Genomic DNA, 20,732 nt, shown 5'->3' with positions numbered 1-20,732 from the left:
CGAGGGCCGAACGCCGGGGCCAAGCCTTTTGGGTTACCTTTTCGGCGTCTGGAAAAGGTGACTCGCTGTAAGAGCGAAACCGCCAGCGGCAGCACCCGAAGCAACGGATATACACCCAAATCTCAACCATAAAAAAAACCCCGACCATAAGATCGGGGCTTTCCAGTTACCACTCAGTCAACCATCAATACCGCTTGATGTCCGCCTGACTCTCCAACTGCTTACGGAACGCCGCAAAATCCTGCTGACCTTCACGCGAAGCCAGGAAACGACGGTACTGCGCCTTCTCTTCATCAGTCGGCGCTACTGCTTCATTCACACCGTCCAGACGCACAATCATCAGACTACCGTCCTGCAAGGTCACGCTGCTGAACGTCGGCTTGCCCTTGGCTGCCGGTTTCGGCATGCGGAACAACGCCTGCAGCACAGTCGGGTCAACCCCTTCCTGAGCACGGGTCGCCGCCGTCACAACCTTCCAGTTCTGGCCGTCAACCGCCTTGTCCAGTGCAGTCTTGCCATCGCGCAGACCAGCAATCAACTGGTCAGCCTTGGTCTTGGCCGCAGCGCTGGCGTGCTCTTTGGTCAGTTGGGCACGGATCGCCGTGTTCACCGCTTCGAGTGGCAACTGCTCAGGCTTCAGATGTTCCTTGGCGCGCAGCACGACCACGGTTTCCGGGTCCAGCTCGATACCGGTGCTGTTGGCGTTTTCTTCCAGCACTTCCTGACTGAACGCAGCCGTCACCACCGCGCGGTTAGCGGCGATGCCTTCGCCACCTTCACGGCCGAACGGCTTGGAGGTGTGCACAGTCAGCTTCAGATCTGCCGCAGGCTGGGCCAGGTCAGACGCTTCGAACGCGGAGTCTTCCAGTTGCTTGGTCGCCTCGACAAAACGCTGCTCGACCTGTTGAGTCTTCAGCTCGCGGGTCAACTTGTCTTTCAGGCTGGCCAGGGTCGGAACTTCCGGCGCTTCAACACCCAGCAGCTTGATCAGGTGGTAACCGAAGTCGGTACGCACCGGCTCGGACACCTGGTCCTTGTTCAGCGAGTACAGGGCTTTTTCGAAAGCTGGATCATAGACGCCAGGACCGGCAAAACCGAGGTCACCGCCATTGTTGGCCGAGCCCGGATCCTGCGAGAACTCCTTGGCCAGCGCTTCGAATTTCTCGCCCTTGGCCAGACGCGCCTGGACTTCTTCGATCTTCGCCTTGGCCTGAGCGTCGGTGGTCTTGTCGTTGACTTCGATCAGGATGTGCGCCGCACGACGCTGTTCCGACAGGTTGGCGATCTCTTTCTGATACGCCGCCTGCAGGTCTTCATCCTTGACCGCAACCTGGTCGAAGAACGAAGACTTCTTCAGCTCGACATAATCGACGACCACTTGCTCAGGGGTCATGAACTCCTTGGCGTGCTCGTCGTAGTAAGCCTTGACCTCATCGTCGGTCAGCTTGACCGCGGCCGGGTCGGCCTTGACGTTCAGCGAAGCGAAATCGCGGGTCTGTTTTTCCAGACGGGCAAATGCCAGCACTTCGGCGTCGGTGACGAAACCGCTACCGGCAACACCGGCGCGCAACTGACCGATCAGCATTTCCTGAGCCAGCATCTGGCGGAATTGCATGCGGGTGTAGCCCAGTTGACGAATCACCTGGTCGAAGCGCTCGGAGCTGAACTTGCCGTCCACCTGGAATTCAGGGGTCTGCAGGATCACCTGATCCAGTGCACCTTCGGAGAAAGCGAATTTCGATTGTTCTGCGCCTTGCAGCAGCAGCTTGCGATCGATCAGGCCCTTGAGGGCCGATTCGCGGAGCATTTTTTCGTCAAGCAAGGAAGCATCGAAGTCCTTGCCCAGTTGTTGCATCAGCTGACGGCGTTGCATGTCAACGGCCTGGCTCAGCTCGTTCTGGCTGATTTCTTCACCATTGACCTTGGCCGCATCGTTGGTGTGCGTCGTGGCCTTGAAAATGGCATCGAAACCGGTCAGAGCCATCAGTGCAACGATGACCCCGATAATGGTCTTGGCAATCCAGCCTTGTGAATTGTCCCTGATATTCTGCAGCATGCGTCCCCCAGAAACGGTTGAACTTCAAAAATTAGGCAACCGTGGAGCGTGGGTAGAATCCGGATAGAAGAAAGGCGCATCCGAGGATGCGCCTTCTCGTAACTGGCGGAGCGGACAGGGCTCGAACCCTCGATCCCGGCGTTACAGGCGGCTGTTCCAGCGACCTGCTCTACCGCTCCGCTGCCAAGTCAGGCATGACCCCGACCCGGATGGGTAAAAACCTGAAACAAACTAACTTAGTTAACAGCTTCTTTCAGTGCTTTACCGGCTTTGAAACCTGGCTTTTTAGCAGCAGCGATTTGCAGCGTCTTGCCGGTCTGTGGGTTACGACCAACGCGAGCTGGACGATCAGTCACGGAGAAAGTGCCGAAACCAACCAGAACAACGGAGTCGCCAGCCTTGAGAGCGCCAGTGACGGATTCGATTACAGCGTCCAGCGCACGGCCAGCAGCAGCTTTCGGGATATCAGCGGATGCAGCGATAGCATCAATCAGTTCCGACTTGTTCACTCTAAGTCCCCTTATATCTATTTTGAGATGATTCTAAGTTTTTTGGTGAAAGCAAAAACGAGTGCTGAATGGCCTACAGACACTTAAGAGCCGCTTTATAACAAGGGCTCTAAAAAGCTGTCAAGGAAGCCCCCCAGGCAAAAACGTATTAATGCGTGCTAATTCTTTCCTTTGAATCAGACTCACGTTTTTCGTCCTTGGAAACTATCTCCGGAGCCACATCCGGCAAGGGCTCCGGCGCGTATTGCAGCGCAATTTGCAGGACCTCGTCAATCCATTTAACCGGTTTAATCTGCAGATCCTGCTTGATATTGTCAGGAATCTCCTTCAGATCGCGCACGTTCTCTTCCGGAATAATCACAATCTTGATTCCGCCACGGTGAGCCGCGAGCAGTTTTTCCTTCAGACCACCAATCGCCAACACTTGGCCACGCAGGGTAATTTCGCCGGTCATGGCGACATCGGCGCGCACCGGAATCCCGGTCAATGCCGAAACCAGTGCGGTGCACATGCCTACACCAGCGCTCGGACCGTCTTTCGGCGTCGCCCCTTCCGGCATGTGAATGTGCGTGTCGCGCTTCTCATGGAAGTCCAGCGGAATGCCCAGGCTTTTGGCACGGCTGCGCACAACGGTCAGCGCCGCAGTGATCGATTCGACCATTACATCGCCCAACGAACCGGTCTTGATCAGTTGACCTTTGCCCGGTACCACAGCCGCTTCGATGGTCAGCAATTCACCGCCCACCTGCGTCCACGCCAGGCCAGTCACCTGACCGATCTGATCCTGTTGCTCTGCCAGACCGTAGCGGAATTTACGCACACCGAGGAAATGCTCCAGCAGGTCAGCTGTCACTTTTACCGAGAAGCGTTTTTCCAGCGCATGTTCTTTCACAGCCTTGCGGCAGACTTTGGCGATCTGACGTTCGAGGCCACGCACACCGGCTTCACGGGTGTAGTAACGGATGATGTCGCGGATCGCTTCCTCGTCGAATTCCAGCTCACCCTTCTTCAGACCATTAGCGGCAATCTGCTTGGGCGACAGGTACTTTACGGCGATGTTGATCTTTTCATCTTCGGTGTAGCCCGGCAGACGAATGACTTCCATCCGGTCCAGCAGTGCCGGCGGGATGTTCATCGAGTTCGAGGTGCACAGAAACATCACATCGGACAGGTCGTAATCGACTTCCAGATAGTGATCGTTGAAGTTGTGGTTCTGCTCCGGATCGAGCACTTCCAGCAACGCCGACGCCGGGTCGCCACGCATGTCGCTGCCCATTTTGTCGATTTCATCGAGCAGGAACAGCGGGTTGCGCACACCCACTTTTGTCATCTTTTGAATCAATCTTCCTGGCATCGAACCGATGTAGGTCCGGCGATGGCCACGAATTTCCGCTTCATCACGCACGCCACCGAGGGCCATACGCACAAATTTACGGTTGGTGGCGTGGGCAATCGACTCTGCCAGCGAGGTCTTACCCACGCCAGGAGGACCCACCAGGCACAGCACCGGGCCACGGATCTTCTTCACGCGCTTCTGCACGGCGAGGTATTCAAGGATGCGCTCCTTGACCTCTTCGAGACCGTAGTGATCGGCGTCGAGAATGTCTTCAGCACGCGCCAGGTCGAGGCGTACCTTGCTTTGCGCCTTCCACGGCACCTGCACCAGCCAGTCGATGTAGGAGCGCACCACGGTGGCTTCAGCGGACATCGGCGACATTTGCTTGAGCTTGTTCAGCTCGGCGGTGGCTTTGGCCAAGGCATCTTTCGGCAGGCCGGCAGCATCGATGCGCTTTTTCAGCTCTTCGATTTCATTGTGACCTTCGTCACCGTCGCCCAGCTCTTTCTGAATGGCCTTCATCTGCTCATTCAGGTAGTACTCGCGCTGGCTGCGCTCCATTTGCTTTTTGACGCGGCCGCGAATGCGTTTTTCAACTTGCAGCAGATCGATTTCGGCATCCAGCAAGGCGAGCACGTGCTCGACCCGGGCCGACAGATCGATGATTTCGAGGATTTCCTGCTTCTGCTCGATCTTCAGCGCCATGTGCGCAGCCATGGTGTCGACCAGACGACCCGGCTCATCGATGCTGTTGAGCGACGACAGGACTTCAGCCGGGACTTTCTTGCCCAACTGCACATATTGTTCGAACTGCGACAGCAGGCTGCGCACGAACACTTCGGATTCGCGCTCGGCGGCGTCGACTTCGTCGATCAGCGAGACTTCGGCGCGGCAATGCCCGTCGACTTCGCTGAAGCGCTCTACAGCGCCACGCTGCTCGCCTTCGACCAGAACCTTGACGGTGCCGTCCGGCAGCTTCAGCAGCTGCAACACAGTGGCGATAGTACCTACGCGATAGAGAGCGTCTTCACCGGGATCATCGTCAGCCGGGTTTCTCTGGGCCAGCAGCAGGATCTGCTTGTCGCCCGTCATCGCGGCCTCGAGGGCTTCGATGGATTTCTCGCGCCCCACGAACAGCGGGATAACCATGTGCGGATAAACCACGACATCACGCAATGGCAGGAGAGGCAATTCGATGGTTGTCTTCATGATTTCGCCTCTACGGCGGCCATATGGCCGTAATCAGATGGAATTAAACTTGAAACCAAGATGGGGGCTGCCTTGAAAAAAAACAAGCGCAAAGCGGATGTAAAAAACGACATAAAAAAAAAGAGGCCCGAAGGCCCCTTCTTTGTTCCGGCAGTGTGGACGCTTACGCGTCCGGCGCTGCCTTGGCCGTCGGCTCACTGTTTTCGTAGATATACAGTGGCTTGGACTTGCCTTCAATCACGCTTTCATCGATGACGACTTTGCTCACTTCAGACTGCGAAGGGATTTCGTACATCGTGTCGAGCAGCACACCTTCGAGAATCGAACGCAGGCCACGGGCACCGGTTTTACGTTCCAGGGCACGCTTGGCGACCGATTTCAGTGCGTCGGTCCGGAACTCCAGATCCACGCCTTCCATCTCGAACAGCTTGGCATACTGTTTGGTCAGAGCATTTTTCGGCTCGGTGAGGATCTGCATCAACGCAGCCTCGTCGAGCTCGTCCAGCGTCGCAAGAACCGGCAGACGACCGACGAATTCCGGGATCAGACCGAACTTGACCAGATCGTCAGGCTCGACTTCACGCAGGGATTCACCGACTTTCTTGCCTTCTTCCTTGCTGCGCACTTCTGCGTTGAAACCGATGCCGCCCTTGGTGGAACGGTTTTGGATAACCTTTTCCAGACCAGAGAACGCACCGCCGCAGATGAACAGGATGTTACGGGTGTCGACCTGCAGGAATTCCTGCTGCGGATGCTTGCGACCACCTTGCGGTGGAACGGAAGCGACCGTGCCTTCGATCAACTTGAGCAAGGCCTGCTGCACGCCTTCACCGGAAACATCGCGGGTGATCGACGGGTTGTCGGACTTGCGGGAAATCTTGTCGATTTCGTCGATATAGACAATGCCCATCTGGGCCTTTTCCACGTCGTAATCGCACTTTTGCAGCAATTTCTGAATGATGTTCTCGACATCTTCACCTACGTAACCGGCCTCGGTGAGGGTGGTTGCGTCAGCGATGGTGAACGGAACGTTCAGCAGGCGGGCCAGTGTTTCGGCCAGCAGGGTTTTACCGGAGCCTGTCGGGCCGATCAGCAGAATGTTGCTCTTGCCGAGTTCGACGTCGTCAGCCTTCTTGTCACGCTGATTCAGGCGCTTGTAGTGGTTGTACACCGCTACGGCCAGAACCTTTTTCGCACGCTCCTGACCGATTACATACTGGTCAAGGATGCCGCTGATTTCTTTAGGCGAAGGCAATTTATGCGCGCTGCTTTCGGCCTGTGCTTCCTGCACCTCCTCGCGGATGATGTCATTGCACAGGTCGACGCACTCGTCGCAGATAAAGACCGAGGGGCCGGCAATCAATTTGCGCACTTCATGCTGGCTTTTGCCACAGAAGGAGCAATAGAGCAGCTTGCCGTTGTCCTCGCCGTTGCGGGTGTCAGTCATTCGTTCGATCCAAATCCGATAGGCTTGCAACACAAGATGAAGGCTATTGCGGGCTTTTTCAAGCCCGCTGGTGGTCGGACCTGCCGACCCACCTTATTTTGAGCTGCTTATTTTACGCAGGACGCTGGTTGATGACTTCGTCGATCAGGCCGTATTCCTTCGCAGCTTCTGCACTCATGAAGTTGTCGCGGTTGGTGTCACGCTCGATTTCTTCAAGCGTACGACCGCTGTGCTTGGCCATCAGCGTGTTCAGACGCTCGCGGATGAAGAGGATTTCCTTGGCATGGATTTCGATATCCGAGGCCTGGCCCTGGAAACCGCCCAGGGGCTGGTGAATCATCACACGCGAGTTCGGCAGGCAGAAACGCTTGCCTGGAGCACCGGCCGTCAGCAGGAATGCACCCATGCTGCACGCCTGACCAATGCACGTCGTCGAGACGTTTGGCTTGATGAACTGCATGGTGTCGTAGATCGACATGCCCGCTGTCACCGAACCGCCCGGGGAGTTGATATAGAGATGGATGTCCTTGTCCGGGTTTTCCGCTTCAAGGAACAGCAATTGCGCACAGATCAGGTTGGCCATGTAGTCCTCTACAGGACCCACCAGAAAAATTACGCGCTCCTTCAGAAGGCGCGAGTAGATGTCATAGGCGCGCTCGCCACGAGCAGATTGCTCGACAACCATCGGGACCAGGCCGCCAGCGGCCTGGATATCAGAGTTCTGCTGAATATACGAATTACGGAACATGCTCTGCAGTCACTCCCAAATAGTTATGTCTTGAATACGCATAAGCCAGCTCGAAGGCTGGCTTATGTGTGTACTTCTTAACGCAAAAACAATCAGTCGGCTTTTGGAGCTTCTACCGGCTTGACCGCTTCTTCGTAAGAGACCGATTTGTCGGTCACGCTAGCTTTCTGCAGAACAGTATCCACAACTTGTTCTTCCAGCACAACCGAACGAACTTCGTTCAGTTGCTGCTCGTTCTTGTAGTACCAGGACACGACCTGCTCAGGTTCCTGGTAAGCCGAAGCCATTTCCTGAATCATTTCGCGAACGCGGGCTTCGTCAGGCTTCAGGTCGAATTGCTTGACCACTTCAGCCACGATCAGACCCAGCACTACACGGCGCTTGGCTTGCTCTTCGAACAGCTCGGCCGGCAGTTGGTCAGGCTTGATGTTGCCGCCGAACTGCTGAACAGCCTGCACGCGCAGACGGTCAACTTCGTTGGACAGCAGAGCCTTCGGCACTTCGATCGGGTTGGTGGCCAGCAGACCGTCCATTACCTGATTTTTCACCTTGGACTTGATGGCCTGACGCAGCTCACGCTCCATGTTTTTGCGAACTTCGGTGCGGAAACCGTCGATGCCGCTTTCCTTGATGCCGAATTGAGCGAAGAACTCTTCGTTCAGCTCTGGCAGCTTAGGCTCGGAAACGGTGTTGACCGTCACGGTGAACTCGGCGGTTTTGCCGGCCAGGTCCAGGTTCTGATAGTCCTCAGGGAAGGTCAGGTTCAGAACGCGCTCTTCGCCCGCTTTAGCGCCCACCAGGCCTTCTTCGAAGCCCGGGATCATGCGACCGGAACCCAGCACCAGCTGAGTGCCTTTGGCCGAGCCGCCAGCGAAGGCTTCGCCGTCAACCTTGCCAACGAAATCAATGTTCAGCTGGTCTTCGTTCTGAGCGGCACGATCGGCCACTTCAAAACGGGTGTTCTGCTTGCGCAGGATGTCCAGCATCTTGTCCAGATCGGCGTCAGCCACTTCAGCGCTCAGGCGCTCGACAGTGATGCCGTCGAAACCGGCAACGGTGAACTCAGGGAACACTTCGAATACGGCAACGTATTCCAGGTCTTTACCAGCTTCCAGCGACTTCGGCTCGATCGAAGGCGAACCGGCAGGGTTCAGCTTCTGCTCAACCACGGCTTCGTAGAAGGAGGACTGGATGACATCACCAACAGCTTCCTGACGAGCGTCAGCACCGAAACGGCGCTTGATTTCGCTCATTGGCACTTTGCCTGGACGGAAGCCAGCAATCTTGGCCTTTTGGGCAGTCTGCTGCAGACGCTTGTTGACCTGGCTCTCAATGCGCTCAGCCGGCACGGTGACGCTCATGCGGCGCTCAAGAGCAGTAGTATTTTCAACAGAAACTTGCATGGATATTCCTCGTTGCACAGACGTTAGCCGGCCGTTTCCGACCCCAGAATCAAGGGCATGCATTCTAGTGGGTCAAACTCAAGAAGTCACCCTACTGAAAACGGGTAAAAAAACAGCAGGCCATTTATAGGTGCGAATGCAGCAATGCACTCCACCTCGAAGACGAATAAAGACCATCACGCCAAGGCTCTGCTTCAACCGCTTCTATATATAGAAGAGACTGCGAGCCATCTCCCTGACGGCTGATCCCGCGAACATGGCCGGCGGTCGGCACGCTGACAGCAAGCCCCTGAACACGACGAAACGCCCTGCCCTTCGACCCGAAACGCTGCGCGACAAACCACCAGCCGTAAAACAAAAAAGGCGCCAGACTGTTAAATCTGGCGCCTTTCGAAATATGGGGTGGACGATGGGGATCGAACCCACGACAACGGGAGTCACAATCCCGTGCTCTACCAACTGAGCTACGCCCACCATATTGCGTCACAAAAAAGCCATTCAACTTCTTTGCTGAACTTCATCAGGCCTGCGGCATGAATGAAGCTTTAATTGGTGCGGATGAAGAGACTCGAACTCTTACGCCTCGCGGCGCTGGAACCTAAATCCAGTGTGTCTACCAATTCCACCACATCCGCAGATGAAGCTTTTTAAAGCAAAGGCGCCAGATTGTTACATCTGGCGCCTTTCGAAATATGGGGTGGACGATGGGGATCGAACCCACGACAACGGGAGTCACAATCCCGTGCTCTACCAACTGAGCTACGCCCACCATATCGCGCTACTTGTGCCAAAGCTGCCTAATGGCGCACCCGGCAGGACTCGAACCTGCGACCATCCGCTTAGAAGGCGGATGCTCTATCCAGCTGAGCTACGGGCGCCTTATTAATCTGTACTCTTGGAGGACTACAAACTAAATGCTTTCCAGCTTCGCAGAACGCTAATTCCGCTCAACCTTCTTAACCAGTGCTAGGCTGTGCCCGACAAGTGCGACGAATAGTATAGAGCGCTCCCAAGGTCGTCAAATCCTTTTTGAAAAAAATTCATTTAATTAAAGGAGTTAGGGGAATTTGCTGACCAAGCGCCTTTGCCCTCACCGTCTGACATGCGAGAATGCGTTCTCTTTTTTTCCCCTCTCGATGGTTAATCACGCGCAATGACTGCACAACTAATCGACGGCAAATCGATCGCCGCCAGCCTGCGCCAGCAGATCGCCCAACGAGTTGCCGAGCGTCGCCAGCAAGGCCTGCGCACTCCCGGCCTCGCGGTGATCCTGGTCGGCAGCGATCCTGCCTCTCAGGTTTATGTCTCGCACAAGCGTAAAGACTGTGAAGAGGTTGGCTTCCTCTCTCAAGCCTACGACCTGCCTTCCGACACCACTCAAGAAGCGCTGACCGATCTGATCGATCGCCTCAACGACGACCCGGCCATCGACGGCGTGCTGCTCCAACTGCCGCTGCCCGAGCACCTGGACGCCTCCAAACTGCTGGAGCGCATTCGCCCGGACAAAGACGTCGATGGCTTCCATCCTTATAACGTCGGCCGCCTGGCCCAGCGCATTCCGTTGCTGCGTCCGTGCACCCCAAAAGGCATCATGACCTTGCTGGAAAGCACCGGCGTTGACCTTTATGGTCTGGATGCGGTGGTGGTGGGTGCGTCGAACATCGTCGGCCGCCCGATGGCGATGGAACTGCTGCTGGCCGGTTGCACCGTGACCGTCACCCACCGCTTCACCAAGGACCTGGCCGGCCACGTCGGTCGCGCTGATCTGGTGGTGGTCGCCGCCGGCAAGCCGGGACTGGTCAAGGGTGAGTGGATCAAGGAAGGCGCGATCGTGATCGACGTCGGCATCAACCGTCAGGACGACGGCAAGCTGGTCGGTGACGTGGTGTATGAAACCGCCCTGCCCCGCGCCGGCTGGATCACTCCGGTCCCCGGCGGCGTTGGCCCGATGACCCGTGCTTGCCTGCTGGAAAACACCCTCTACGCGGCAGAAACCCTGCACGCCTGAGGCGTTTTTCCGCGGTAAAAGAACCCCGCCTTGTGCGGGGTTTTTCGTATCTGAGAAAAAACACTAACCGTTCGCCGGAAACCCCTCTTTTCACAGGCCTTTTCACGAGATTTTCAGGTCATTCAAACAACCATCGACAGATCTTCAGCCATACTCCTAGAATGCGACGCTTTGAAGAAATAACCCGTTACAAACTAACGGAATATCCAACCTTTATGAGTTCGCCCGCGTGAAAATTCGTCTTTCGATCCTGAGCCTGGTTTTTGCTTTTTCAGGCACATTCGTCACGCCAACGGTCAACGCCGCAGAAACTACCGCCGCGCCACGCGACGCTTCACAACTGAAGATCGCCTCCGGCAGCGCCCTGCTTATGGATTTGCAGACCAATAAAGTCATCTATTCGAGCAACCCGGATGTGATCGTACCGATCGCTTCGGTGAGCAAACTGATGACCGGACTGGTGGTGGTTGAAGCACACCAGAACATGGACGAATGGATCGACGTCGACATCAGCCACACGCCGGAAATGAAAGGCGTGTTCTCCCGAGTCAAACTGAAGAGCGAATTGCCGCGTCGCGAGATGCTGCTGATTGCCCTGATGTCCTCGGAGAACCGTGCGGCCGCCAGCCTCGCGCATCACTATCCAGGCGGTTACGCCGCGTTCATCGCCGCAATGAACGCCAAGGCCAAAGCGCTGGGCATGACCAATACGCACTATGTCGAGCCGACCGGGTTGTCGGAACGCAACGTGTCCACCGCCCGCGACTTGAGCAAACTGCTGGTCGCCGCGAGCAAGCATCCGATCCTCAGCGAGCTGACCACCACCAAGGAAAAAACCGTAGCGTTCCGCAAGCCCAATTACACCCTGGGTTTCCGCAACACCGATCACCTGGTGAACAAGGCTGACTGGGACATCAAGATCACCAAAACCGGCTTCACCAACCCGGCGGGTCATTGCCTGGTACTGGTGACGCGAATGAGCAACCGCCCGGTTGCCCTGGTGATTCTCGATGCGTTCGGCAAGTACACGCATTTTGCCGATGCCAGCCGAATCCGCAGCTGGATGGAAACCGGCCGGAGCGCCAGCGTTCCGGCAGTTGCGCAGCAATACAAGGCCGAGAAAAACCTCAAGTCGCGCCAGAGCGGCGTGGTCGAAGCCTCCAAGTAACCAGAAAAATCCAACTGTGGCGAGGGAGCTTGCTCCCGCTGGGACGCGTAGAGGACCTTCTTTTTTAACAGAAAAGGCCTGCTGCGCAGTCCAGCGGGAGCAAGCTCCCTCGCCACAGAGGTATTCAGCCAGTGGTTAAATACCCGTTATTCAATCATTGGGTAGCGGCATTTTGTCGTCGTCCGGAATGCCGTCACCAGCGCTCGGATCTGGCGTCAGCACATTAGGCCGCGCCAACGGATCCCGCAGCGGACTGTCCGGATCCAGCACAGGATCCACGTCGTCCTCAGGCGTGGTCGGCACGCTGTCCGGTTTTTTATCGTCGAAGCTGGAATCGGTACTCATACGCACCTCACTTCAGGGTTTCAGATCAGCCAAAGGATCGTAAGGCTTGGCCGGACGTTTACTGTCGTCGTCCGGTTGCACGTCTCGCGGCGCCTTGGCGGGGCCGACCGGATCAACTTGCGGATCGTCGAGATCCGGTGAATCCGGATCGAAACCCAGATCATGACCGGACGAATGCTCGCTTGAGTGTGGGCCTTTCGGGGATGGGGAATCTGCCATGCTCGCCTCCTGATTCACCCGCACATTCGGGCTCTATCAGTGAGAGGCCTGCCGGGCGTGAGGGTGCCCGGCAGATGACGAACGGAGCCTTAATGTGCGGCCAAGGCCTTTCTGGCTTGCGCCGCTTCACGTTCCTGGCCGGCCTGCGCCAGCTCGTCCGCCGCCTTGAGCCAGCGCTGGCGGTCGACTTCGGCAGGAATCTGCGACGGTTTCTGGATCAGTACTGCCCAGCCGCCGGATTTTTCGAAGGCGGATTCAAAGGAACTGAAACTCATCAGTTCGCGGCGATTCATCCCGGCGCGCAACAGCACCTTCTGTTTCAGCCGGTCGTAACCGGAAAGGATCGCGTAACGCGTTTCAGCCCAGAACGCCGAGCCTTCACTGAAGCGCACCATCACCGGATAACCGGCCGCCACCTGAGTCAACAAGGCAGGCAGGTTCTTGTCCAGCGGGTAGACCACCATGCCGTAATCACGGGCCAGGTTCTGCAGATTCTGCTGTAACTGATCCTGTGCCCCCGGCAGCTGCAACGGTTTTTCCAGCAGGCCCGGGGTGATCATGATGCCTTGCTGCGACAACAGGCTGGCCAGCACTTGCGGACCACTCTGATTGGCTTCGCCGCGATAGAACGTGCCGCTGAGTTCGACCCGCTCCGGCAGACGCTTGACCTGCGGCGCGACACTGCCCGCACACCCTGCCAACACCGCCGCGCAACCGGCCACCAGCAGCGCCCCTCGCAATCGAGAAAATACCTGCACCATCATCACTCTCGTCAGACGCCGGTCATCGTGTTCCGGCAACGCCTGCGATCATAGGGCGGCGCAGGCCTGCGGTATAGCCTTAAACCGCAGACCGATCGTTTGCATAGAGCGAACTGATTGGTCATTACCGACCTTTGGTCAATAGTCTGAAACACCCCATTGTCTAGACTGTCACTGAAACAGAGCGAATTGAAAAAGTGAGTGCCCGACGCAGGGCAAAGAGGAGGCACTGATGAGCCTGACCATGACTATCGTAATGCTGATCGCCGGCTGGCTGGCCGTGGCCACTGCCATGTTGTGGGGCGTGCTGCGGATTTCGCGGCGCCACCATCACCCGCAGCCACCTGTGGCGGTCGAAAAACCGCAAAAGCACAACGCACGGCACGCGACCGCACATTGATACTGCAAACGTTCCGCCCATAAAAAAGCCCCCTGAACGCTTGGCGCTCAGGGGGCTTTTGGCTGGTCAGCGCTTACGCCTGCTGCGCCAGTTTCTTCTGCTTCGCCCGGCGCGACATCATGTTCAGCACCTCAATCGCTGCCGAGAACGCCATGGCCGCGTACACATAACCTTTCGGTACGTGGGCGCCGAAGCCTTCGGCGATCAGCGTCATGCCGATCATGATCAGGAAGCCCAGCGCCAGCATCACCACCGTCGGGTTGTCGTTGATGAACTTGGCCAGCGGTTCAGCCGCAAACAGCATCACCATTACCGAGACCACCACTGCGATCACCATGATCGGCAAGTGCTCAGTCATGCCCACCGCAGTAATGATGCTGTCGATCGAGAACACCATGTCCAGCATCAGGATCTGACCGATCGCGGCAGCGAAGCCCAGGGTCACGGTCGATGTTGCGCTTTTCGGGTCTTCCGGCGCCGGGTCCATGCTGTGATGGATCTCGGTTGTGGCTTTCCACACCAGGAACAGACCACCGGCAATCAGGATCATGTCCTTCCAGGAGAACGCCTGGCCCATGATTTCGATCACAGGGGCAGTCAACTGCACGATGAAGGCAATGGTGCTCAACAGGGCCAGACGCAGGATCAGCGCCATGCCGATACCGATGCGCCGCGCCTTCTGCCGATGCTGCACGGGCAGTTTGTTGGTCAGGATCGAAATAAAGATCAGGTTATCGATGCCGAGCACGATTTCCATCACCACCAGTGTGGCCAAAGCAACCCAGGCGGCGGGGCTGGCGGCGAGTTCTAACAGATATTCCATGGGTCAGTCCTGACTCTGTGTAAGACGGTTTAGATGGTCTTGGAGGAAGATTCGGATTTTTCCGCGTCTTTTTCCGGTGTTTCTTTTTTCTCGATCAGGCCGCCGGTGGCGTCGCTGAGCGCTTGTTCAGCAGCCTTGTGCGTATCGTCGATCGCCTGTTTGGCGCTTTCGGCGGCCTTGCCCATCAACTGCTGGGCGCTTTTCTCGGCCTGATCGCAACCGGCCATAAGCAGTAAAGACGTAAACATCAACGCTGGAATTGTGTATTTCATGGGACTTCCTTCGAATGAACAGACAGGGTCACAGACCGCCCGTCGATGGCTGGGCATTCTAGGGAGACAAACACTTCAGGAAAATTCGTATTTTTAGCGGCTATACTTCGGTTTTTACGAATCCAATACCTTCAAAACAGAGGTCGTGGCTCGATGCTCAACTACCGACAACTGCATTACTTCTGGGTGGTCGCCAAGACCGGCAGCATCGTGCGTGCCTGCGAACAGCTGAACCTCACGCCACAAACCATCAGCGGGCAGATTTCGCTGCTCGAACAAACTTACGGCATCGAACTGTTTCAACGGGTCGGCCGTCAGTTGGAGCTGACCGAAGCCGGGCGTCAGGCCCTGCCCTACGCCGAGCAGATGTTCCAGTTAGGCGGCGAATTGGAGTTGATGCTACGTGCCCAGCCCAACGAACAGCAGATCCTGTTTCGCGTCGGCGTGGCGGATGTGGTGCCCAAATCCATCGTCTACCGCCTGATCGCGCCGACCATGGAGTTGCACGAGCCGCTACGCATCACCTGCCGCGAAGACAAACTCGAACGCTTGCTGGCGGATCTGGCCATCCAGCGCCTGGACCTGGTGATTTCCGACAGCCCGATGCCGTCGCACCTCGACATCAAGGGCTACAGCCAGAAGCTCGGCGAATGCGGAATCAGTTTCTTCGCCACCGCGCAGCTGGCGGCACAATACGGGCAGGATTTCCCGCGCAGCCTCAACGGCGCACCGCTGCTGATTCCCGGGGCGGAAACCGTGGTGCGCAGCCGTTTGCAACGCTGGTTCGCCGAGCAACAGATCCAGCCGCGAATCGTCGGGGAGTTCGATGACAGCGCCCTGATGCAGGCCTTCGGCCAATCGGGCAGCGGGATTTTCATCGGCCCGAGCGTGATTGCCGATGAAGTCAAACGCCAGTACGGCGTCGAGGAGATTGGCCAGACCGACGCGGTGACCGAGTCGTTCTATGCCATTTCGGTGGAGCGCAAGGTCAAGCACCCCGGCATCGTTGCGATTACCGAAGGTGCCCGACGCGAGCTGTTTACCGCGTTATGACGCCTGGACGCACGCTTCGCGCGGCTTGAGCGTCATCAACACCATGGCGAGGAACACCGACAACAGAATGAACCCGGCAGCGGCGAACCCCAGAAAGCCAAGGCCGGCACTGTCGATCACTCGACCGCCGATCATCGCTCCGAGGCCGATCCCGAGGTTGGCCCCGGCGATATTCAGCGAGGCGGCAAAGGCTGGCGCTTCCGGTGCGGCCTTCATCAGGCGTACATGGCTGACCAGGAACAACGCAGCCTGGGTGATACCCCAGATGCCCATGGCCACCGCCAGCCCCACCGTCGAGTGAATGTTCGGCACCAGCGAGACCATGCCGGCAATCATGAACGCGCAGAACAACACCGAGGCGCCCAGTGGATGACGATCCACCGCGCGACCGCCCAGTGAGTTGCCGATCAGCCCGACCGCACCGAAGCCCATCAGGCACCAGCCAACCACCGTACCGTTGAACCCGGCCAGACGCTCAAGAATGTCGGCCAGATAGGTATAAGCGGTGAACATGCCGCTGAATACCAGAATCGACAACAGCACATGGCCGATCATCAGCGGGTTGCGCAGGATCTTGAACTGCGAGGCGAAACTGACCTGATGCTGATGCAGACTGGTTTTCGGCAGGTAAACAAACAGCAGCAAGGCCTTGGCGAAAGCGATCACCGCCAGAATCGCGAATGCACTGCGCCAGCCGAACGCATCGGAAATCAACGTGCCCACCGGAATGCCGAACACCGTCGCGCAAACAATGCCGAAGCCGATCTTGGCAATCGCGCGGCCGGCGTGATCCGGGCCGACGATGTCTACAGCGGTCTCACTGGCCAAGGCCCAGAACACCGGCAGGCCGAGCGCCGGGATCAACCGGGCGATGGCCATGACCCAGATGTTCGGCGCCAGCGCCGCAACGGTGTTGGCCAGGCCGAACATGATCAAAATCGTGATGAACAACTTGCGCCGCTCGAACCGGGCGAAATACGCGGTCAAAAATGGACCGAACATCGCCACCGTGAAAGCGAATAGAGTCACCAGCAAACCGGCCTGCGGAATGGTTACCGCCAGGTCGCGGGCAATGGCCGGCAACAGGCCGACGATGACGAACTCTGTGGTCAGCACCGTGAATCCGGCGGCGGACAACAGAAGAATGGGCAACAGCATGAGCAACTCCAGCAAAACGACGACACCAGCGATGACCAAGAGGCCCGCTGGCAGACTATGAAAATGAGGATGGCGAATCTTAACAGAGTGTTTCCGGGCTGACTTGCACAAACCTGCCGACTTGCCGATCAATCCGGTGGCAGATCGTCACAGGCCTGAAGGATAACGCCTACGCTGTGATAAAGTCCGCGCCCTGAAAAACGTACACCCTATTCAGCGGCCTGTTTAACAGCGTTGATAGCGCGTCAGCCCTTTCGGTTCGTGCCGGTGACCTGCCCCCCCGATGTATCACCGGTTTCACGCAACCTTGCACCCTATAAAAAATCAGAGATGCCGTTATGACCGCTTCATCCCCTTCTCTATTGCAACGCCTGAAAAACCTCAGCCTGGTCACGCAGATCCTGATCGGCCTGATTGCCGGTATCGCTCTGGCGCTGTTCGCCCCGGAAGCGGCGAAAGGCTCGGCGTTCATCGGCAAAGTGTTCGTCTCGGCGCTGAAAGCCGTGGCGCCGATTCTGGTGTTCGTGCTGGTAATGGCGTCGATCGCCAACCACAAGCACGGTCAGGAAACCCATATCCGGCCGATCCTGTTTCTGTATCTGCTCGGCACCTTTGCTGCGGCGGTGGTCGCCGTTATCGCCAGCATGGCGTTTCCCTCGCATCTGGTGCTGTCCACCGAGAACGTGGCGGTGACAGCTCCGGGCGGGATCACGGAAGTCCTGCAGAGCCTGCTGTTGAGCGTGGTCGACAACCCGGTCAGCGCGCTGATGAACGCCAACTTCATCGGCATTCTGGCCTGGGCGATCGGCATGGGCGTCGCGATTCGCCATGCCGGTGACACCACCCGTGAAGTGGTTGGCGATCTGTCCAACGGCGTGACGCTGATCGTGCGCGTGGTGATTCGCTTCGCACCTCTGGGCATTTTCGGTCTGGTGGCCTCGACGCTCGCGACCTCGGGCTTCGGCGCACTGATCGGTTACGCGCATCTGTTGGGCGTGCTGCTGGGCTGCATGCTGTTCGTCGCGCTGGTGATGAACCCGCTGATCGTGTTCTGGAAACTGCGTCGCAACCCGTATCCGCTGACCCTCAAGTGCCTGCGCGAAAGCGGGATCACCGCGTTCTTCACCCGCAGCTCGGCGGCGAACATTCCGGTCAATCTGGAATTGAGCAAGCGCCTGGGCCTGCACGAAGACACCTACTCGGTATCGATCCCATTGGGCGCAACCATCAACATGGCCGGCGCAGCGATCACCATCACCGTACTGACCCTGGCAGCGGTGCACACACTGGGGATTGCCGTGGACATTCCAACCGCGATTCTGCTCAGCGTCGTCGCGGCGATCTGCGCCTGTGGCGCCTCGGGCGTGGCCGGCGGCTCGCTGCTGCTGATTCCACTGGCGTGCAGCCTGTTCGGTATCCCGAGCGAGATTGCCATGCAGGTGGTGGCGGTCGGTTTCATCATTGGGGTGTTGCAGGACTCGGCGGAGACGGCGTTGAATTCGTCCACCGATGTGCTGTTTACCGCCGCGGCGTGCCTGGGTGAAGAGGCGAAAGCCCAGCGCACCGCATAACCCCTGTAGGAGTGAGCCTGCTCGCGATAGCGGTGTGTCAGTCACATCGTCTCGGTATGACACACCGCTATCGCGAGCAGGCTCACTCCTACAAAAAACAAAAGCCCGCCAAGGCGCAAACCTTGGCGGGCTTTTTTGTAGCTGGGTGTTTTAGTACGCGCCCATGTAATCGCGTTTACCCACTTCAACACCGTTGTGGCGCAGCAGCGCGTAGGTGGTGGTGACGTGGAAGAAGAACTGCGGCAGACCGTAGCTCAGCAGGTAAGCCTGGCCGCTGAAGCGCTTCTCTTTCGGGGTGCCCGGACGAGTCACGATCTCGATGCCTTCCTTGCCATTGATCTGCTCCGGCTTGATCTCGCCGATGTAGGCCAGGACCTTGGCGATCAGCGCCTGCAGCTCGGCGAAAGTGGTTTCGGTGTCGTCATATTTCGGGATTTCGACTTCGGCCAGACGCGAGGAAACGCCCTTGGCGAAGTCGACCGCGATCTGCACCTGACGCACCAGCGGGAACATGTCCGGGTACAGGCGCGCTTGCAGGAAGGCGTTCGGGTCGATGTTTTTCTCGGTGGCGTGGGCTTCAGCCTTTTTCAGGACATCACTCAGGGCGTTGAGCATTTGTTGAAAAACCGGGACGGATGCGGCGTACAGGGAAATGGTCATGGCAGTCTCGTGTAGTGGCTGGGTGGAACGTGGAGGCGATTATAGCCATGCTTGATGACCACACGGCTTGCCTTTTGTTAACCAAGGATTAGGCTAGGCGCCTTCGACTGCTGAGGGAACGCGCGATGACCACCGAACTTGCAACCACCACCGACGAACCACGGCTCAATGCCACGGAAATCCGCATTCTGGGTGCGTTGATCGAAAAACAGGCCACCAGCCCGGAAACCTACCCGCTGACCCTCAATGCGCTGGTGCTGGCCTGCAATCAGAAAACCAGCCGCGAGCCGGTGATGAACCTGACTCAAGGCCAGGTTGGCCAGAGCCTGCGGGCGCTGGAAAGCCACGGTTACGCCAAACTGGTCATGGGCAGTCGCGCCGACCGCTGGGAGCACAAGCTCGACAAGGCGCTGGAGCTGGTGCCGGCCCAAGTGATTCTCAGCGGATTGATGTTCCTGCGTGGCCCGCAGACTGTGAATGAGCTGCTGACCCGCAGCGGCCGGATGCATGACTTCGAAGATGCCGAGCAGGTGGTGCATCAGCTTGAGCGCCTGATCGCGCGCGGGCTGGCGGTGTTGATTCCACGTCAGGCCGGTCAGCGCGAAGACCGCTACACCCATGCGCTGGGCGATCCGGCAGATATCGAGGCGATCCTGGCGGCGCGGCAGAATCCTGGGGAACGCTCGACCAGCGGTGTGTCAGTTGAACGCATTGAAGAGCTGGAAGCACGAATTGCCGCACTGGAAGAACGCCTGGCGCGCCTCGAATAATCACCCCCAATCCTATGGTGGGAGCGGGCTTGCTCGCGAAGGGGCTGTGTCAGTCGAATCACTGTCAATGACACACCGCATTCGCGAGCAAGCCCGCTCCCACAGGATCTATACCAACCGAAGATCTCTATTTACTCCCCATCCCAGTAATCCACACCATCCGCCAGTCGCGCCACGGCAACAAAACCTGACGCATTACCCTGGTCATCGACCTTGAAGTTGTCCATCACCGCGTATTTGTTGGAGTCCGGGTATTCACAGATATCCGGTTGCTGCTGGGTGCTGACCGCCAGATAACGCAGCTCCGCGTCGCTGGTATTGATGATCTGATGCGCCGTTTCCGGGCCGCCCGGCGGGCAGGCGATCACGTCGCCCGCGCGAATCGGAAAGCGTTCAGCCCCTAACCGCACTTCGCCCTCCCCGGCCACCACATAGAACATCTCTTCATTGACCCGATGGCTGTGAAACGGACTGCCGCGCATGCCTGGCGGCAAGGCGTACAACCGATAGCCGAGTTTCTGCGCACCAAGCTGCTGGCCGATGCGCGCCATGCGTTGTTGATAGCGGCCAGCGGTTTCGCCTTCCGGGGCAAGGGCTTCGGGCAGGGATTCGAGTTCGACCTGGTGCAGGTTGAGGATGGGTGGGTGCATGGCGGGCCTCGGTCACGGTTTTTGTGGGTGGCAAGTCTGGGCTGGCTGGGGAGGCAGTATAGGCATGGATGTCTGGCTTGAGACCGTGGTGCATCCTTCGCGAGCAGGCTCGCTTGTATGTTTAGACTTGAAGGGGTGGGCGGGACTACAGACTCGATTCTGACTC

The 20,732-nt window shown here is 57.8% G+C and carries 20 protein-coding genes and 4 tRNA genes; 6 read left to right on the top strand and 18 right to left on the bottom strand.

Annotated features, from left to right (window positions below):
- Positions 1–184: 184 nt before the first annotated feature.
- From LVD08_RS15455 to LVD08_RS15410, 10 genes are all read right to left on the bottom strand, one after another.
- Entirely contained in the window at positions 185–2,056 is a 1,872-nt protein-coding gene (locus LVD08_RS15455; RefSeq protein WP_098968094.1) for a SurA N-terminal domain-containing protein, read from the bottom strand.
- 236 nt (positions 2,057–2,292) lie between these two features.
- A complete protein-coding gene (locus tag LVD08_RS15450; RefSeq protein WP_008077714.1) occupies positions 2,293–2,565 on the bottom strand; it encodes an HU family DNA-binding protein in 273 nt (90 codons plus the stop codon).
- 148 nt (positions 2,566–2,713) lie between these two features.
- A complete protein-coding gene (gene lon / locus LVD08_RS15445; RefSeq protein WP_003223634.1) occupies positions 2,714–5,110 on the bottom strand; it encodes an endopeptidase La in 2,397 nt (798 codons plus the stop codon).
- A 163-nt stretch (positions 5,111–5,273) separates the two neighbouring features.
- Positions 5,274–6,557, bottom strand: a complete 1,284-nt coding sequence (clpX, locus tag LVD08_RS15440; protein ID WP_003223632.1) for an ATP-dependent Clp protease ATP-binding subunit ClpX — start codon at positions 6,555–6,557, stop codon at positions 5,274–5,276.
- A 112-nt stretch (positions 6,558–6,669) separates the two neighbouring features.
- Positions 6,670–7,305, bottom strand: a complete 636-nt coding sequence (gene clpP, locus LVD08_RS15435; protein ID WP_007951559.1) for an ATP-dependent Clp endopeptidase proteolytic subunit ClpP — start codon at positions 7,303–7,305, stop codon at positions 6,670–6,672.
- Between the two features lie 92 nt (positions 7,306–7,397).
- Positions 7,398–8,708, bottom strand: coding sequence for a trigger factor (gene tig / locus LVD08_RS15430; protein ID WP_027614582.1), 1,311 nt, complete (start codon positions 8,706–8,708; stop codon positions 7,398–7,400).
- A gap of 398 nt (positions 8,709–9,106) precedes the next feature.
- Positions 9,107–9,182 (bottom strand) — tRNA-His (locus tag LVD08_RS15425).
- A 76-nt stretch (positions 9,183–9,258) separates the two neighbouring features.
- A tRNA-Leu gene (locus LVD08_RS15420) sits at positions 9,259–9,343 on the bottom strand.
- Positions 9,344–9,401: 58 nt separating this feature from the next.
- Positions 9,402–9,477, bottom strand: a tRNA-His gene (locus LVD08_RS15415).
- Positions 9,478–9,509: 32 nt separating this feature from the next.
- A tRNA-Arg gene (locus tag LVD08_RS15410) sits at positions 9,510–9,586 on the bottom strand.
- A gap of 275 nt (positions 9,587–9,861) precedes the next feature.
- Here LVD08_RS15410 and folD point away from each other — a divergent pair.
- On the top strand, positions 9,862–10,716 hold the full coding sequence (gene folD / locus LVD08_RS15405) for a bifunctional methylenetetrahydrofolate dehydrogenase/methenyltetrahydrofolate cyclohydrolase FolD (RefSeq protein ID WP_041074114.1): 855 nt from the start codon (positions 9,862–9,864) through the stop codon (positions 10,714–10,716).
- 229 nt (positions 10,717–10,945) lie between these two features.
- Complete coding sequence (gene pbpG, locus LVD08_RS15400; protein ID WP_047597458.1) at positions 10,946–11,884, top strand: D-alanyl-D-alanine endopeptidase; 939 nt, start codon at positions 10,946–10,948, stop codon at positions 11,882–11,884.
- A 150-nt stretch (positions 11,885–12,034) separates the two neighbouring features.
- Here pbpG and LVD08_RS15395 read toward each other — a convergent pair whose 3' ends face one another.
- The 3 genes from LVD08_RS15395 to LVD08_RS15385 all read right to left on the bottom strand — a co-directional run bounded on the left by LVD08_RS15395 (position 12,035) and on the right by LVD08_RS15385 (position 13,209).
- Positions 12,035–12,229 (bottom strand): hypothetical protein, encoded by a 195-nt coding sequence (locus LVD08_RS15395; protein ID WP_047291581.1) that lies wholly within the window; start codon positions 12,227–12,229, stop codon positions 12,035–12,037.
- Between the two features lie 12 nt (positions 12,230–12,241).
- The gene (locus LVD08_RS15390; protein WP_027613904.1) at positions 12,242–12,448 is read right to left on the bottom strand and encodes a DUF6021 family protein; all 207 of its coding nucleotides are present in this window, start codon (positions 12,446–12,448) and stop codon (positions 12,242–12,244) included.
- 89 nt (positions 12,449–12,537) lie between these two features.
- On the bottom strand, positions 12,538–13,209 hold the full coding sequence (locus tag LVD08_RS15385; protein WP_247268677.1) for a peptidase C39 family protein: 672 nt from the start codon (positions 13,207–13,209) through the stop codon (positions 12,538–12,540).
- 244 nt (positions 13,210–13,453) lie between these two features.
- Here LVD08_RS15385 and LVD08_RS15380 point away from each other — a divergent pair, with 244 nt between their 5' ends.
- Complete coding sequence (locus LVD08_RS15380; RefSeq protein WP_179353273.1) at positions 13,454–13,609, top strand: hypothetical protein; 156 nt, start codon at positions 13,454–13,456, stop codon at positions 13,607–13,609.
- Between the two features lie 73 nt (positions 13,610–13,682).
- Here the strand turns inward: LVD08_RS15380 and LVD08_RS15375 are convergent, their stop codons facing one another.
- Complete coding sequence (locus LVD08_RS15375; RefSeq protein WP_027613902.1) at positions 13,683–14,432, bottom strand: TerC family protein; 750 nt, start codon at positions 14,430–14,432, stop codon at positions 13,683–13,685.
- Positions 14,433–14,461: 29 nt separating this feature from the next.
- Entirely contained in the window at positions 14,462–14,704 is a 243-nt protein-coding gene (locus tag LVD08_RS15370) for a hypothetical protein (RefSeq protein WP_007965379.1), read from the bottom strand.
- A 153-nt stretch (positions 14,705–14,857) separates the two neighbouring features.
- On the opposite strand from LVD08_RS15370, the gene nhaR reads away from it, so the two are divergent.
- Positions 14,858–15,757 carry a transcriptional activator NhaR gene (nhaR, locus tag LVD08_RS15365; protein WP_027613901.1) on the top strand — a complete coding sequence of 300 codons (900 nt, stop codon included), beginning with the start codon at positions 14,858–14,860 and terminating at the stop codon, positions 15,755–15,757.
- Here the strand turns inward: nhaR and LVD08_RS15360 are convergent.
- On the bottom strand, positions 15,752–16,915 hold the full coding sequence (locus LVD08_RS15360) for an MFS transporter (protein WP_150369701.1): 1,164 nt from the start codon (positions 16,913–16,915) through the stop codon (positions 15,752–15,754). The two genes, nhaR and LVD08_RS15360, sit on opposite strands and share 6 nt — an antisense overlap.
- Before the next feature lie 338 nt (positions 16,916–17,253).
- Here LVD08_RS15360 and sstT point away from each other — a divergent pair, with 338 nt between their 5' ends.
- On the top strand, positions 17,254–18,486 hold the full coding sequence (sstT, locus tag LVD08_RS15355; RefSeq protein ID WP_166496698.1) for a serine/threonine transporter SstT: 1,233 nt from the start codon (positions 17,254–17,256) through the stop codon (positions 18,484–18,486).
- A 150-nt stretch (positions 18,487–18,636) separates the two neighbouring features.
- Here sstT and LVD08_RS15350 read toward each other — a convergent pair whose 3' ends face one another.
- Complete coding sequence (locus LVD08_RS15350) at positions 18,637–19,146, bottom strand: DUF1993 domain-containing protein (RefSeq protein WP_007965386.1); 510 nt, start codon at positions 19,144–19,146, stop codon at positions 18,637–18,639.
- Between the two features lie 125 nt (positions 19,147–19,271).
- On the opposite strand from LVD08_RS15350, the gene LVD08_RS15345 reads away from it, so the two are divergent.
- Positions 19,272–19,916: a YceH family protein gene (locus LVD08_RS15345; protein ID WP_247268567.1), complete on the top strand. Its 645-nt coding sequence runs from the start codon at positions 19,272–19,274 to the stop codon at positions 19,914–19,916.
- Between the two features lie 131 nt (positions 19,917–20,047).
- Here LVD08_RS15345 and LVD08_RS15340 read toward each other — a convergent pair whose 3' ends face one another.
- Complete coding sequence (locus LVD08_RS15340) at positions 20,048–20,566, bottom strand: cupin domain-containing protein (RefSeq protein ID WP_247268566.1); 519 nt, start codon at positions 20,564–20,566, stop codon at positions 20,048–20,050.
- Positions 20,567–20,732 lie beyond the last annotated feature (166 nt).

Origin of the sequence: Pseudomonas sp. YL2 (assembly GCF_023063025.1) — a bacterium.
Classification (GTDB): Bacteria; Pseudomonadota; Gammaproteobacteria; order Pseudomonadales; family Pseudomonadaceae; genus Aquipseudomonas; species Aquipseudomonas putida_A.
This window is presented reverse-complemented; position numbering and strand designations above follow the sequence as displayed.